The following is a 14,492-nucleotide window of genomic DNA, read 5'->3' on the forward strand; positions in this document are numbered from 1 at the left end:
AGCTAATGAGTGGCAACTTCCTCGCTCTGGCTCAGCCAGGCGTGCAACAACTCTCGCCTTACGTTCCAGGCAAGCCGGTGGACGAATTGGCCCGTGAGCTGGATCTGGACCCGGCCAGCATCGTCAAGCTGGCAAGCAACGAAAACCCTTTGGGGGCGAGCCCCAAGGCGCTGGAGGCGATCCGGGACGAGCTGGCCGAGCTGACCCGTTATCCCGACGGCAACGGTTTCGCCCTCAAGAGCCTGCTGGCCGAGCGCTGTGGCGTGGAGTTGAGCCAGGTCACCCTGGGCAACGGTTCCAATGACATTCTCGAGCTGGTGGCGCGTGCCTATCTGGCGCCGGGCCTCAACGCCGTGTTCAGCGAGCATGCGTTTGCGGTCTACCCGATCGCCACCCAGGCTGTCGGCGCCGACGCCCATGTGGTGCCGGCCAAGGATTGGGGGCACGACCTGCCCGCCATGCTGGCGGCCATTGACGCCAACACGCGGGTCGTCTTCATCGCCAACCCAAACAACCCGACCGGCACCTGGTTCGATGCCCAGGCGTTGGACGACTTCCTGCAGGACGTGCCCGAGCACGTGCTGGTGGTGCTGGATGAGGCCTACATCGAATACGCCGAAGGCAGCGATTTGCCCGATGGCCTGGATTTTCTCGCCGCCTACCCGAACCTGCTGGTCTCGCGCACGTTCTCCAAGGCCTATGGCCTGGCATCGCTGCGGGTTGGTTACGGCCTGTCCACCGCCGTGGTGGCCGATGTGCTCAACCGCGTGCGTCAGCCGTTCAACGTCAACAGCTTTGCCCTGGCCGCTGCCTGTGCTGCGCTCGGGGACGACGCCTACCTGGCCGAAAGTCGCCGCCTGAACGAGGCTGGCATGCAGCAGTTGGAAGCCGGGTTCCGTGAGTTGGGCCTGAGCTGGATTCCATCGAAAGGCAACTTCATCTGCGTCGACCTGGGCCGTGTCGCTGCCCCGGTGTTCCAGGGCTTGCTGCGCGAGGGTGTGATCGTGCGTCCGGTGGCCAACTACGGCATGCCGAACCACCTGCGCGTCACCATTGGCCTGCCAGCGGAAAACAGCCGCTTTCTCGAGGCGTTGAGCAAGGTTCTGGCTCGTGGTTGATGTCACTTCACTGCAATCTGCTGCACCTATGATCGGTCGCCTGGTGGTGGTCGGTCTGGGATTGATCGGCGGCTCTTTCGCCAAAGGCCTGCGCGAAAGCGGTCTGTGTCGTGAAGTGGTGGGTGTCGATCTGGACCCGCAGTCGCGTCGGCTGGCGGTGGAACTGGGAGTGGTGGATCGCTGTGAGGACGACCTGGCGATTGCTTGCCAGGGTGCGGACGTGATCCAGTTGGCTGTGCCGATCCTGGCCATGGAGAAGCTGCTGGCACGCCTGGCGACCATGGACCTGGGGCAGGCGATTCTCACGGACGTCGGCAGTGCCAAGGGCAATGTCGTGCGGGCGGCCACCGAAGCCTTCGGCGGGATGCCGGCGCGCTTTGTGCCCGGTCATCCGATTGCCGGTTCCGAGCAGAGCGGGGTGGAAGCCTCCAACGCCGAACTGTTTCGTCGTCACAAAGTGATATTGACGCCACTGGACCAGACCGATCCGGCTGCGCTGGCAGTGGTGGATCGCCTGTGGCGCGAGCTGGGTGCGGACGTCGAGCACATGCAGGTCGAGCGCCACGATGAAGTATTGGCCGCCACCAGCCATTTGCCACACCTGTTGGCGTTCGGTCTGGTGGATTCATTGGCCAAACGCAATGAAAATCTTGAGATCTTCCGTTACGCTGCCGGCGGTTTCCGCGATTTCACGAGAATCGCCGGTAGCGACCCGGTCATGTGGCACGACATCTTCCTCGCCAACCGCGAAGCTGTCCTGCGCACACTCGATACATTTCGCAGCGACCTCGACGCCTTGCGCGACGCGGTCGATGCAGGGGACGGGCACCAATTGCTGGGCGTTTTCACACGCGCCAGGGTGGCCCGCGAGCATTTCAGTAAAATCCTGGCCCGTCGGGCCTATGTGGACGCTATGAACTCCAACGATCTGATTTTCCTGGCACAACCTGGTGGCTCCCTGAGTGGGCGTATTCGTGTACCGGGCGATAAATCGATTTCCCATCGTTCGATCATGCTCGGCTCCCTGGCTGAAGGCGTGACCGAAGTGGAAGGCTTTCTCGAAGGTGAAGACGCCCTGGCGACGCTGCAAGCGTTCCGCGACATGGGCGTGGTCATCGAAGGCCCGCATCACGGTCGCGTGACCATTCATGGTGTCGGCCTGCACGGCCTCAAGCCGGCTCCGGGGCCGATCTACCTGGGCAACTCCGGCACGTCGATGCGCCTGCTGTCCGGCCTGCTGGCCGCCCAGGACTTCGACAGCACCCTGACCGGTGACGCTTCGCTGTCCAAGCGGCCGATGAATCGCGTGGCCAACCCCCTGCGGGAAATGGGTGCGGTGATCGAGACGGCGGCCGAAGGTCGTCCGCCAATGACCATTCGCGGTGGCAACAAGCTCAAGGGCCTGACCTACACCATGCCGATGGCCAGCGCCCAGGTGAAATCCTGCCTGCTGTTGGCCGGTCTCTATGCCGAAGGCAAGACCACTGTCACCGAGCCGGCCCCGACCCGCGACCACACCGAGCGCATGCTGCGCGGCTTCGGCTACCCGGTCACGGTCAACGGTGCCACGGCCTCCGTCGAGTCCGGCAGCAAACTGACCGCGACCCACATTGAGGTGCCGGGCGATATCTCGTCCTCGGCGTTCTTCCTTGTGGCCGCCTCGATTGCCGAAGGCTCCGAGCTGGTGCTTGAGCATGTGGGCATCAACCCGACCCGTACCGGTGTGATCGACATCCTGCGCCTGATGGGCGCTGACATCACCCTGGAAAACCAGCGTGAAGTGGGCGGCGAGCCGGTTGCAGACCTGCGCGTACGAGCAGCTAAACTCAAGGGTATCGAGATTCCCGAAGCGCTGGTGCCACTGGCCATCGACGAATTCCCGGTGTTGTTCGTGGCGGCGGCCTGTGCCGAAGGGCGCACCGTGCTGACCGGCGCTGAAGAACTTCGGGTCAAGGAGTCGGATCGTATCCAGGTGATGGCTGACGGCCTGATCGCGTTGGGCGTGAAATGCCAGCCGACGCCGGACGGCATCATTATCGACGGCGGCCAGATCGGCGGTGGCGAAGTCCATGGTCACGGTGATCACCGTATCGCCATGGCCTTCAGTGTTGCGTCTTTGCGCGCCAGTGCGCCGATCCGCATCCATGATTGCGCCAACGTCGCGACGTCGTTCCCGAACTTCCTGGCGCTGTGTGCCCAGGTCGGTATTCGAGTAGCACAAGAGGCACAGTCGTGAACATCAAGGCACCGGTTATCACCATCGATGGCCCAAGCGGTTCGGGCAAGGGCACCATCGCCGGAATACTGGCCAAACAATTGGGCTGGAACCTGCTTGATTCGGGCGCCTTGTATCGTCTGCTGGCGTTCGCCGCGGCCAATCATGGCGTCGATCTGACCAACGAAGAGCTGCTCAAGGCCCTGGCTGCGCATCTGGACGTGCAGTTCATCGCGGCGACCGACGGTCAGCTGCAGCGCATCATTCTGGAGGGTGACGAAGTCAGCAATGTCATTCGTACCGAAAGCGTCGGGGCCGGGGCCTCCCAGGTCGCCGCGCTGCCGGCGGTGCGCGAGGCGTTGCTACAGCGCCAGCGCGCTTTCCAGGAGCCGCCCGGATTGGTGGCCGATGGGCGCGACATGGGGACCGTGGTGTTTCCCGATGCCCCGCTGAAGATTTTCCTCACCGCCAGTGCCGAGGAGAGGGCTCGTCGCCGATATTTGCAGTTGAAGGGCAAAGGCGAGGATGTTAGTCTGTCGAGTCTGCTAGATGAGATCCGTGCACGCGACGAGCGTGACACCCAGCGCGCAGTAGCCCCGCTCAAGCCGGCGGCTGACGCGATACAGCTGGATTCCACGGAGTTGTCCATCGATCAGGTGTTGCAACGCATCATGAGCGAAATCGCCATCCGCGATATCGCCGGGTGACCAGGAAGCTCCGCAGGGGACCAGTCATAGTCCTGCGGTGCTTCTTTTATATGAAACTAACCCACACCGTCTGGGGTGTGGAGGCGGGCGTATTCTTCGCCCTAATCAACAGGAATTAAAATGAGCGAAAGCTTTGCGGAACTCTTTGAAGAAAGCCTGAAAACCCTGAACCTTCAGGCAGGCTCCATCATCACCGGTGTTATCGTTGATATCGATTACCAAGCTCGCTGGGTAACCGTTCACGCTGGTCTGAAGTCTGAAGCACTCATCCCGCTTGAGCAGTTCTACAACGACGCTGGCGAACTGAACATCAACGTCGGTGACGAAGTTCACGTTGCGCTGGACTCGGTTGAAGATGGCTTCGGTGAAACCAAGCTGTCCCGTGAAAAAGCCAAGCGCGCTGAATGCTGGATCGTTCTGGAAGCGGCTTTCGCAGCTGAGGAAGTGGTCAAGGGCGTTATCAACGGTAAGGTTAAAGGCGGCTTCACTGTCGACGTTAACGGCATCCGTGCGTTCCTGCCAGGTTCCCTGGTTGACGTCCGTCCAGTGCGCGACACCACGCACCTGGAAGGCAAAGAGCTGGAATTCAAGGTCATCAAGCTGGACCAGAAGCGCAACAACGTTGTCGTTTCCCGTCGCAGTGTCCTGGAAGCCGAGAACTCCGCCGAGCGTGAAGCTCTGCTGGAATCGCTGCAGGAAGGCCAGCAGGTCAAAGGTATCGTCAAGAACCTCACCGATTACGGCGCATTCGTCGATCTGGGTGGCGTCGATGGCCTGCTGCACATCACCGACATGGCCTGGAAGCGTATCAAGCATCCTTCGGAAATCGTCAACGTTGGCGACGAGATCGATGTCAAGGTTCTGAAGTACGATCGCGAGCGCAATCGTGTTTCCCTGGGCCTCAAGCAACTGGGTGAAGATCCATGGGTTGCTATCAAAGCCCGTTACCCAGAAAGCACCCGCGTCACCGCTCGTGTTACCAACCTCACCGACTACGGCTGCTTCGCTGAGCTGGAAGAAGGCGTTGAAGGTCTGGTACACGTTTCCGAAATGGACTGGACCAACAAGAACATCCACCCTTCGAAAGTCGTACAAGTCGGCGACGAAGTGGAAGTTATGGTTCTGGACATCGACGAAGAGCGTCGTCGTATCTCCCTGGGCATCAAGCAGTGCAAATCTAACCCATGGGAAGATTTCTCTGGCCAGTTCAACAAGGGCGATAAAATCTCCGGCACCATCAAGTCGATCACCGATTTCGGTATCTTCATTGGTCTGGACGGCGGCATCGACGGTCTGGTTCACCTGTCCGACATCTCCTGGAACGAAGTGGGCGAAGAAGCCGTACGCCGCTTCAAGAAGGGCGACGAGCTGGACACCGTTATCCTGTCGGTTGACCCAGAGCGCGAGCGCATCTCCCTGGGCATCAAGCAACTGGAAAGCGATCCGTTCTCCGAGTACGTTCAAGAGAACGATAAAGGCGCAATCGTTAAGGGCATCGTGAAAGAAGTTGACGCTAAAGGCGCCATCATCACCCTGGCCGACGATATCGAAGCGACTCTGAAAGCCTCTGAAATCAGCCGTGACCGCGTTGAAGACGCGCGCAACGTTCTGAAAGAAGGCGAAGAAGTAGAAGCCAAGATCATCAGCGTTGACCGCAAGAGCCGCGTAATCCAGCTCTCCATCAAGTCGAAAGACGATGCTGAAGAGAAAGAAGCAATCCAGAGCCTGCGCGACAAGCCAGCTACCTCTGACATTGCTGCTGGTCCTACCACTCTGGGCGACCTGCTGCGTGCACAGATGGAAAAGCAGAACTGAGTTCTGTCAGACCATAAAAAAGGGCGACTTCGGTCGCCCTTTTTTGTGGGCGTGATTCGGGAAAACTGGCCTGTTTGTAAGTTGGCTCCTCTGTCTGACTCGGCAGTGAAACCAATCCTGCAACCTAACTGTCTCTTTCTTTAAGCAGATCAATCACCTGTTCAAGGTTAGACTGTGGATGCCCTGGTCTCCCCGGGCCAATGTGGGGGGAGCCTGCTCGCGATAGCGTCAGGTCAGACACCACCCAGTCGGGTGCTGGCTATTTAAGGAGACGAATGAACAGGCTCATCCTGGTATTCGCGGTATTCGCGGTATTGGCCTTGGCAGGTTGCACCACAAGTGCCAAGACCCACGCGGTGCGTGGCGTCAGTGGCATCGAGGTCGATTGTTCCGGCCTGGGATCGGGCTGGGAAAAATGCCACAAGCGCGCTGCGAAGGAGTGCAAGGGCGCAGGGTACAAAGTCATCACTCGCTCCGATGATGCCAAGGATGAAGATCAGTATCCATTAGGCTTCAATCCGGCAGGCTACCTGACCCGCACGATGTTGGTCATTTGTCGTTGAATGCGCTCAAGTGCAAGGCTTGTGCAGAAGCGGGGCAAATACGACAGGATGAAGATATGTCAAGACTTGGGCTGTTCAAATTCTTCCGGTCATGCTAAAACCTTTTCAAGCGATTTTCCTAGCTGCTTGAAAAAGAAGGGAAAAATATGACGAAGTCGGAGTTGATCGAACGAATTGTCACCCATCAAGGGCTACTCTCATCTAAAGATGTGGAGCTGGCCATCAAGACCATGCTTGAGCAAATGTCCCAGTGCCTGGCGACCGGAGACCGCATCGAGATCCGTGGCTTCGGCAGCTTCTCTCTCCATTACCGTGCGCCGCGTGTCGGTCGCAATCCCAAAACCGGCCAATCCGTGAGCCTGGACGGTAAATTTGTTCCGCATTTCAAGCCGGGCAAGGAACTCAGGGATCGCGTCAATGAGGAGGAGGGGGATGACCTGTAAGGAGGCGTTTATGCAAGGGGAATTTCATGCACCGCTTTAAACGTTTTGCCCTCGTCTTGCTCGCGTTGCTAGTGGCTGCAGTCATCGTTCTGTTTGTGCTTGAAAATACCCACTCTGTCGCATTGTTGTTCTTGGGCTGGTCGACGCCGCAGGTTCCTGTTTCGGTTTTCGTGCTGTTGGCATTTCTCGCTGGTATGATGTTGGGCCCGCTACTCGCATGGTTCATGGGCCTGCGCCGGCGGTTTAAATAATGGATGTGTGAGCCCGGAAGTCTTTGTGTAAAAGGATCACTGTCTGCAACTTTTTTCTGGCTTTTGGGTGCGTTTTGATCGTGTTTAATTTAACTCAGTTTACTGCGGTATCCGCCGAGGGGCTGATCGTTCTGCCTTTTAGCGCGTCCAGTTTGTGTGCGGGCGCTATGTCAAAAAAAGGACACGAGGCCTCAGATGCAAAATAATCAAGTCGAAACCCATCGCTCTGATGAGATTGACCTTATCGCCCTTACTCAGGGGCTTTGGTCCCAAAAATGGCTGATCATTGGTGTGACTCTTTTAGTCACGGTAGGTGCGGCTGCGTATGCGCTTCTCAGTAAGCCGGTCTATGAGTCCAAGCTTTTCATCATGCCGCCAACGCAGAATGATATAGCCGAGCTGAATTTTGGTCGTGGGAAAAGCACTGAGCTGGAACCTTATTCGATCAAGTATGTTTATGACGTTTTTGCCAGAAACCTCCAAGGTGAATCCCTTCGTCGGAAATTTTTCGATGAGGTTTATCTTCCTTCCCTTGAAGAGTCTCAACGACAGGGCGCTCTCGACCGTTTGTACGCGCGCTTTTCCCGGGAGCTGGTGATCAAGGGGCCGGGAAAAGATACGCCAGATCGCTTTTCGGTGACCGTTCAAGGTGGAGACCCTGTCCGGGCCACCGAATGGGCAAAGATCTACGTCCAACACGCCAGCGAAGCTGCTGAGTCGGAGCTGGTCAAGAACGTGACCACCGAGGCGTCGGTAAATGCGCGTAACCTTGAGCAGCAAATTGTGAGCTTGCGCGAGACTGCCCAGCGAGTTCGCGAGGACCGCATTCAGCAGCTGCGGGAGGCGTTGAAGATCGCTGAAACGATCGGTTTGACCTCGCCGATAATCAACTCTTCTGCAGCGGTGGATATCACGGTAGAGACCGGCGATAAAATGGATTACCAGCGGGGTAGCAAAGCATTGGCAGCGGAAATCAATGCGCTGGAGTCCAGGTCTTCTGATGATGCATTTATCACTGATTTACGGCCGCTTCAGATGCAGTACGGTTTTTATCGTAAGTTGAATGTTGATCCTGAAAGAATTTCGGTTTATCGGCAGGATGGTAGTGTTGAGGTGCCGGAGAGTCCGATAAAACCCAGGAAAAGCTTGATCGTCGGGTTTGGTTTTTTTGCTGGGCTTGTGTTGGGTGTATTTATGGCATTGGTTTACTTTGTATTTTTCCGCAATCAAGATGGTCGATGGGGTGGAAAGGCTGGGAGAGGCTGAGCGCCGTTCCATAAATCTCAGTGAATATTGAAATTTTAAATGTGGGAAGCATAGCTGCGGTGTGACCTGAATAGCCTTTCTTCATCAAATTTGGTTTTTTGATGGTGGGAGGCTATTTAACGTTTTTGCCAACTTCCAAGGTGTTCGTCTCTTTGGAGTTGGTCTGAGTATTTGTTGGGTAATTTTAAACACTGGTCAAGGCGTTGTAGGTATTCGCAATAGTGGTGGTAGATATCCTCTACTAGTGTGCGAATTTTCATGCACACGCAGAAGTGGGTCTGTTGGCGTAAAGCTACGGCTGCTGTCGCAGGAGATGGCCTTGGCTGCATTTAAGCTGCTTGTTACAGCTAATTTTACTTGATGTTTTTTATAGTTGATGCAGTGGTAAAGTTAATTGGCTGGCTATTTTGGTGCGATAAAATGAATCCGGTCCATTGCTATCGCGCCTATCAGTTCGCTTTGCGAAAATTCGGTTGAAATTTCTCCGTACCCTTCACGGGCGCTTAAATCAACCTGGGTTGGCTGTAGATGTTGTCTTCTTGAGTATGGATGGAGCTCTGTCTTTAATGGTTGCTACATAGTCGTAACTCAGCATTCTATAGCTGTGCGCACTTATGAAGATATATTGGCGGGGATTTGCATGAGGAAAGATTGACGGAGTTGCTAGCCGCCGTTGAGCGTGATGCCTATGCGCTGGTTCGTCATTTGCTTCGTGAGAGCGTCTACGGCTATGTCCCAGACGGCGAAATGGCTGACTGACTTTATCAATGGTGCCGCCTCAAACCCTAATTATTATATACACTATAATAGGTTGTGTTTTTGGACAATGCTCAATCTTTGGCTGGATGAGCGGCAGCCTTTAAAAATCGATTCTATTTTAGAAGATATAGGTATTACTAAGAGGTAAGGGCTCTCTCTAGTTTTGCGATTCAGGAGTCCCGTTTTTTAGGGCCTCATCAACAGCAGAAACCTTACGTCTTGCGGGGGAGCGAAAAAGCGCTGTCTCTCGTGGGGATAAGGCCGGCAATGCGGACAAGCCTGGATCGAACGGCCCGCATGTCTGGTACCGTGGGCTACGGCGCAACTCAACCGGAGCTACTAATTCCCAGTGGCACCAACGATGTTAGACTGTACGAATCTGGAGAGGGTTTGTCTTGGCTGCTTTGGGGCTATCACCAGCTTTGCGACCACAGCGGAGCGCCGGCAGTTGGCTCCCGCGGGAGAGACGTTCCCCTCAAAGGGGTTAAAATGACTTCAAACGGGTCGCCACTTAACCGGCACCTGGTAACGCAGATGGATGTGGTTTCAACAACAAAAGTCCTCCCTATCCACTCCAAACCGTTGGCTAGGCTAAAACGAATCCCGCAACCGGCCTATTCGAGCCAGCTGCACACAGGAGTAAACTGTCGGTGCGCAAATATCGCGCCGATTTGCTTGTCACCCTATGAATGTAAGCTCTGAGAATCCCATAAGCATTGCAGATATGGCCCCGGCCTGGTACCTCGTGCACTGCAAGCCTCGCCAGGATGAGCGTGCGGAAGAGAACCTGCTACGCCAGGGTTACACTTGCTATCGGCCGCAACACAGCTGCGAGCGGATAGTGCGAAGCCGTCGGCTAATCGTCGCCGAATCGCTGTTCCCTGGATATCTATTCATTCAGCTGGCTGCCGATGCAAACTGGGCTCCCCTGCGCTCGACTCGCGGGGTCAACCGTATAGTGGGCTTCGGCGGCATTCCGCTACGGCTTGATGACCGCCTGATTACGCATTTGCGGCAACGCACGGCAACAGCTACTAAACCGGCACTCGCGGCAGGGGATAGCGTACGCATTACCCAGGGCGGCTTTGCAGAGCTGGACGCCATCTTCGTAGCAATGGATGGCGAGCAGCGCGTAATACTGCTGCTTAATATGCTCAACCGCCAGCAAAAGATCAGCATGCCGTTGGTGAGCATAATCAAGAATTGAATCAGCCTCGGCTCGGCCGAGGTCAAAGCTACACCCTGGCTGTGCCAGTAAAATTTAAAGCCTGCGACGTTCTCAGGGAACCAACGGTAAATCCTGGGGCGGTAGCGTGTCTGGTGCAGATCAAACCTCAACACGCTCAGGAAGGTTAGGGCTGTTTTCGGTCCCTAGGGCGATATTTTTATTTTTGCAGGTTTAGTTTTGGGCGGGAGCTGGCCGTCATTGTTTCGTGGGAGCCTACAGGCAATGCGTTATTTACATCTGTCCGTAGGGCCGTCCGGGCGCGATTCTTTGCGTGTCTAGAGCTCTTGTCCTAAGGCGCTGGTAGCCGAACGAATAAGCAGCCGGGGCAAGTCGTTGTCGCAAATGGGGGGTGGAGCGTATGACGGAACATCCTTAGTGATGAATTCAACTGCGTCGTTAATAGCCTTGGTGTTGACGTTGCTCTCGTAACAGAGCAGCTGGGAAAAATCGAACAAATCGTCGCTTAAAAAAGCTTGATAACTTCCGAGTTAAGGCTGTGGTTTTTGAGCTTAAAAAGGCCCGTCGTATATTCAGGCCAAGGAAATTTACTAGATGAAAACTCTATGTGTATTTGGTACCCGCCCCGAAGCAATCAAAATGGCACCCTTGGCTTTGGCTTTGGCTGCTGACGAGCGCTTCGAGTCCAAAGTATGCGTGACTGGCCAGCACCGAGAAATGCTTGATCAAGTTTTGGGTTTGTTTGCCATCGAGCCAGATTTTGACCTGAATATCATGAAGCCCGGACAAGATCTGACAGATGTAACGACTTCGATTCTTCAGGGTATGAAAACGGTTTTCGCTGAGTTCAAGCCAGACGTCGTATTGGTTCATGGCGATACGGCTACAACTTTTGCTACCACTCTGGCGGCTTATTACCAGCAAATCCCGGTCGCACACGTAGAAGCGGGCTTGCGGACAGGTAATATTTATTCCCCCTGGCCCGAAGAAGCCAACCGCAAACTGACTGGCGCTTTGGCGAATCTTCATTTCGCTCCCACTGAAACCTCCCAGGCCAACTTGCTGCGAGAGGGCGTTGCCCCCGCGAAAATCATCGTCACGGGCAATACTGTGATCGATGCACTACTGGATGTTGTTAAGCGCCTCGACCATGATGAAGAGCTGAACGCCATAGCATCTGCGCCTTCGGCATTCCTGGATCCTGCTCGCAAACTGATCCTGGTTACCGGGCATCGCCGTGAAAGTTTCGGTGATGGCTTCGAGCGTATTTGCCAGGCACTGATGGAAGTTGCCCAGCAACAACCTGATGTTGATATCGTTTACCCGGTTCACCTTAATCCCAATGTGCGTGAGCCGGTCAATCGTCTGCTCAATGGTATCAGTAATGTCCATTTGATCGAGCCGTTGGACTATCTGCCCTTCGTCTCCTTGATGAGCCGCGCGCACATCATCCTGACCGACTCGGGTGGCATCCAAGAGGAAGCCCCGTCGTTGGGTAAACCAGTGTTGGTCATGCGCGATACCACTGAGCGTCCCGAAGCCGTAGATGCAGGTACCGTTAAACTGGTGGGTACGTATACCAGCAACATAGTTGGCGAGCTGAATCGGTTGCTAACTGATCAAGACGCATACCGCGCCATGAGTTATGCCCATAACCCCTATGGTGATGGCCATGCTTGTGGTCGAATCATTGACGCCTTGTGCCAAACATTCTGAGCTTGCATCACACATTAGCGGTTGTAGAGCGAGTTCGCTCGCAATAGTCTGACTCTAATGCAAACATATTTATTTAAGAATATTCAAGGACGCACGATGCTTTTCCAAACCATTTCAGTCATAGGTCTCGGCTATATCGGTCTACCTACCGCTGCAGTATTTGCATCCCGCAAGAAGAAAGTGATTGGTGTTGATGTCAATCAGCAGGCGGTGGATACCATCAACCGGGGGGAGATTCATATCGTCGAACCCGATCTAGATATGGTTGTGCATGCTGCGGTCACTGAAGGTTATCTGCGTGCTACGACACAGGCAGAGCCAGCGGATGCGTTTTTAATTGCGGTACCAACTCCGTTTAAGGGCGATCACGAACCGGATCTCTCATATATAGAATCAGCGAGTAAGTCTATTGCGCCAGTTCTGAAGAAGGGTGACTTGGTGATTCTAGAGTCTACCTCCCCGGTGGGCGCGACTGAACAGATGGCAGCCTGGCTGGCTGCGTCCCGCCCCGATCTGAGTTTTCCGCAGACTCATGGGGAAGACTCAGACATTCGCGTAGCGCACTGCCCGGAACGGGTCTTGCCAGGCCATGTCTTGAGAGAGCTTGTGCAGAATGATCGAGTGATTGGCGGCATGACAGCCAAATGCTCCGAGGCAGCGGTCAAGCTTTATAAAACTTTCGTAGAAGGTGAGTGCGTCATTACCAACGCACGCACAGCAGAAATGTGCAAGCTCACCGAAAATAGCTTTCGCGACGTGAATATCGCCTTCGCCAATGAGTTATCGATTATTTGCGACAAGCTGGACATCAACGTCTGGGAGCTAATCCGCCTAGCTAACCGTCATCCGCGGGTGAGCATCTTGCAGCCTGGTCCCGGGGTAGGTGGACACTGCATTGCTGTGGATCCTTGGTTTATCGTTAGTAGCACTCCAGAAGAAGCAAGGCTCATCCGCGCTGCCCGCGAGGTTAACGACAGCAAGCCGTACTGGGTTGAGGATAAAGTGAAATTGGCCGTAGCTGAATTCTTACAGCAGAATCCAGAGAGGACTGCTTTGGATGTGACTATTGCCTGTTTTGGCCTGGCTTTTAAGCCTGATATCGATGATCTGCGTGAAAGCCCCGCTTTGGCAATTTCCCAGAAGATTGCCGCAGCCCACCCCGGTTGTGTATTGGCGGTTGAACCAAACATTGAAGCGCTGCCGATTAAGCTGGCGGGTAAAAAATTAGTCCTGAAAAGTATTGATCAAGCACTTGCCGAATCTGATGTATTGGTGTTGTTGGTCGATCACAAGGTGTTTAGAAGTATTCCTGTGGCTGCGCTTCGGGACCATAAGATCATTGACACCAGGGGTGTCTGGATCTCTTGATTGGTAAATTGTTCATGGGTGTCGAGATGTAAATCTACCCAATAGAACTTATTTAAAAGTTTAACTTAAGCGGGATTGATCAAATGTTCACTAACCAAACAATTCTCGTCACTGGCGGAACTGGCTCCTTCGGCAACACTTTCGTACCAATGACCCTGGCTAAGTATAATCCGAAGAAAATCATCATTTTCTCCCGTGATGAGATGAAGCAGTGGGACATGGCGAAGAAATTCGAGGGTGACCCCCGCGTGCGTTTTTTCATTGGCGATGTACGTGACAAGGACCGTCTCTACCGTGCCCTGGATGGTGTCGACTACGTCGTGCATGCTGCCGCCACCAAAATCGTGCCGACCGCCGAGTACAACCCGTTCGAGTGCGTCAAGACCAACATCAATGGCGCCATGAACTTGATCGATGCCTGTATCGACAAAGGCGTCAAGCGCGTGGTCGCACTGTCCACGGACAAGGCCAGCAGCCCGATCAATTTGTACGGTGCGACCAAGCTGGCTTCGGACAAGCTGTTCGTCTCTGGCAACTCCTATGCCGGTGGGCATGACACCCGTTTTGCCGTCGTCCGCTACGGTAATGTAATGGGCTCGCGTGGTTCGGTGATTCCGTTCTTCATGTCAATCAAGGACAAGGGAGTGCTGCCTATTACCGACGACCGCATGACCCGCTTTATGATTTCCCTCGAAGAAGGTGTTGAACTGGTTTGGCACGCTTTCGAAGATATGGAGGGCGGCGAGATATATGTGAAAAAGATTCCGTCCATGAAGGTCACGGATTTGGCACGTGTGGTCGCGCCCGAAGCCCGGCAGGAAATCATCGGCATTCGTCCCGGTGAAAAGCTGCATGAGCAGATGATCAGCGCAGAGGACTCGTACTACACCTATGACTACCCCGAGCATTACAAAATCCTGCCGGTCATCAATAACTGGTCGACATGCGCCAAGCGTATCAAGGATGGCACAAAAGTCCCTGATGGCTTTGTCTATTCCAGCGACAATAATGCCGAGTGGATGAGCGACGAGGAGTTGCAGGTCTGGATTGATACGAACCGCGAAAAGATAGGGAGCATCTGATCC

Annotated in this window: 12 protein-coding genes; all 12 read left to right on the plus strand. The window is 55.0% G+C overall.

The features are described from left to right. Positions 1-5 precede the first annotated feature (5 nt). The 12 genes from hisC (at position 6) to pseB (ending at position 14,489) form a co-directional block, all read left to right on the plus strand. Entirely contained in the window at positions 6-1,118 is a 1,113-nt protein-coding gene (gene hisC, locus AC3I65_RS07645; protein WP_107322147.1) for a histidinol-phosphate transaminase, read from the plus strand. Positions 1,119-1,146: 28 nt separating this feature from the next. After that, positions 1,147-3,354 (plus strand): bifunctional prephenate dehydrogenase/3-phosphoshikimate 1-carboxyvinyltransferase, encoded by a 2,208-nt coding sequence (locus tag AC3I65_RS07650; protein ID WP_047226310.1) that lies wholly within the window; start codon positions 1,147-1,149, stop codon positions 3,352-3,354. Continuing rightward, on the plus strand, positions 3,351-4,040 hold the full coding sequence (gene cmk, locus AC3I65_RS07655) for a (d)CMP kinase (RefSeq protein WP_047226311.1): 690 nt from the start codon (positions 3,351-3,353) through the stop codon (positions 4,038-4,040). The genes AC3I65_RS07650 and cmk overlap by 4 nt, the downstream gene beginning before the upstream one ends. A gap of 120 nt (positions 4,041-4,160) precedes the next feature. Beyond that, complete coding sequence (gene rpsA, locus AC3I65_RS07660; RefSeq protein ID WP_014337228.1) at positions 4,161-5,855, plus strand: 30S ribosomal protein S1; 1,695 nt, start codon at positions 4,161-4,163, stop codon at positions 5,853-5,855. 275 nt (positions 5,856-6,130) lie between these two features. Continuing rightward, the gene (locus AC3I65_RS07665) at positions 6,131-6,418 is read left to right on the plus strand and encodes a hypothetical protein (protein WP_488523601.1); all 288 of its coding nucleotides are present in this window, start codon (positions 6,131-6,133) and stop codon (positions 6,416-6,418) included. 146 nt (positions 6,419-6,564) lie between these two features. After that, positions 6,565-6,861, plus strand: coding sequence for an integration host factor subunit beta (gene ihfB / locus AC3I65_RS07670; RefSeq protein ID WP_047226313.1), 297 nt, complete (start codon positions 6,565-6,567; stop codon positions 6,859-6,861). Between the two features lie 26 nt (positions 6,862-6,887). Then, the gene (locus tag AC3I65_RS07675; RefSeq protein ID WP_047226314.1) at positions 6,888-7,112 is read left to right on the plus strand and encodes a LapA family protein; all 225 of its coding nucleotides are present in this window, start codon (positions 6,888-6,890) and stop codon (positions 7,110-7,112) included. Positions 7,113-7,307: 195 nt separating this feature from the next. Further along, complete coding sequence (locus AC3I65_RS07680) at positions 7,308-8,378, plus strand: LPS O-antigen chain length determinant protein WzzB (protein ID WP_305467820.1); 1,071 nt, start codon at positions 7,308-7,310, stop codon at positions 8,376-8,378. A 1,483-nt stretch (positions 8,379-9,861) separates the two neighbouring features. Further along, positions 9,862-10,344 carry a transcription/translation regulatory transformer protein RfaH gene (gene rfaH / locus AC3I65_RS07685; protein WP_305467822.1) on the plus strand — a complete coding sequence of 161 codons (483 nt, stop codon included), beginning with the start codon at positions 9,862-9,864 and terminating at the stop codon, positions 10,342-10,344. Between the two features lie 573 nt (positions 10,345-10,917). Beyond that, positions 10,918-12,039 (plus strand): non-hydrolyzing UDP-N-acetylglucosamine 2-epimerase, encoded by a 1,122-nt coding sequence (wecB, locus tag AC3I65_RS07690; protein WP_305467823.1) that lies wholly within the window; start codon positions 10,918-10,920, stop codon positions 12,037-12,039. 96 nt (positions 12,040-12,135) lie between these two features. Further along, the gene (gene wecC / locus AC3I65_RS07695) at positions 12,136-13,407 is read left to right on the plus strand and encodes a UDP-N-acetyl-D-mannosamine dehydrogenase (RefSeq protein ID WP_305467824.1); all 1,272 of its coding nucleotides are present in this window, start codon (positions 12,136-12,138) and stop codon (positions 13,405-13,407) included. Positions 13,408-13,490: 83 nt separating this feature from the next. Continuing rightward, a complete protein-coding gene (gene pseB, locus AC3I65_RS07700) occupies positions 13,491-14,489 on the plus strand; it encodes a UDP-N-acetylglucosamine 4,6-dehydratase (inverting) (protein WP_305467826.1) in 999 nt (332 codons plus the stop codon). Positions 14,490-14,492: the final 3 nt, after the last annotated feature.

The organism is Pseudomonas sp. N-1-13 (genome assembly GCF_057787095.1).

Excerpts from the sequence above, each read along its gene's own strand:
- wecB (WP_305467823.1), top strand. The coding sequence starts at position 10,918 with ATGAAAACTCTATGTGTATTTGGTACCCGCCCCGAAGCAATCAAAATG.
- rfaH (WP_305467822.1), top strand. The coding sequence starts at position 9,862 with ATGGCCCCGGCCTGGTACCTCGTGCACTGCAAGCCTCGCCAGGATGAG.
- AC3I65_RS07650 (WP_047226310.1), top strand. The coding sequence starts at position 1,147 with ATGATCGGTCGCCTGGTGGTGGTCGGTCTGGGATTGATCGGCGGCTCT.
- hisC (WP_107322147.1), top strand. The coding sequence starts at position 6 with ATGAGTGGCAACTTCCTCGCTCTGGCTCAGCCAGGCGTGCAACAACTC.
- AC3I65_RS07680 (WP_305467820.1), top strand. The coding sequence starts at position 7,308 with ATGCAAAATAATCAAGTCGAAACCCATCGCTCTGATGAGATTGACCTT.
- ihfB (WP_047226313.1), top strand. The coding sequence starts at position 6,565 with ATGACGAAGTCGGAGTTGATCGAACGAATTGTCACCCATCAAGGGCTA.
- AC3I65_RS07665 (WP_488523601.1), top strand. The coding sequence starts at position 6,131 with ATGAACAGGCTCATCCTGGTATTCGCGGTATTCGCGGTATTGGCCTTG.
- pseB (WP_305467826.1), top strand. The coding sequence starts at position 13,491 with ATGTTCACTAACCAAACAATTCTCGTCACTGGCGGAACTGGCTCCTTC.
- rpsA (WP_014337228.1), top strand. The coding sequence starts at position 4,161 with ATGAGCGAAAGCTTTGCGGAACTCTTTGAAGAAAGCCTGAAAACCCTG.
- AC3I65_RS07675 (WP_047226314.1), top strand. The coding sequence starts at position 6,888 with ATGCACCGCTTTAAACGTTTTGCCCTCGTCTTGCTCGCGTTGCTAGTG.
- wecC (WP_305467824.1), top strand. The coding sequence starts at position 12,136 with ATGCTTTTCCAAACCATTTCAGTCATAGGTCTCGGCTATATCGGTCTA.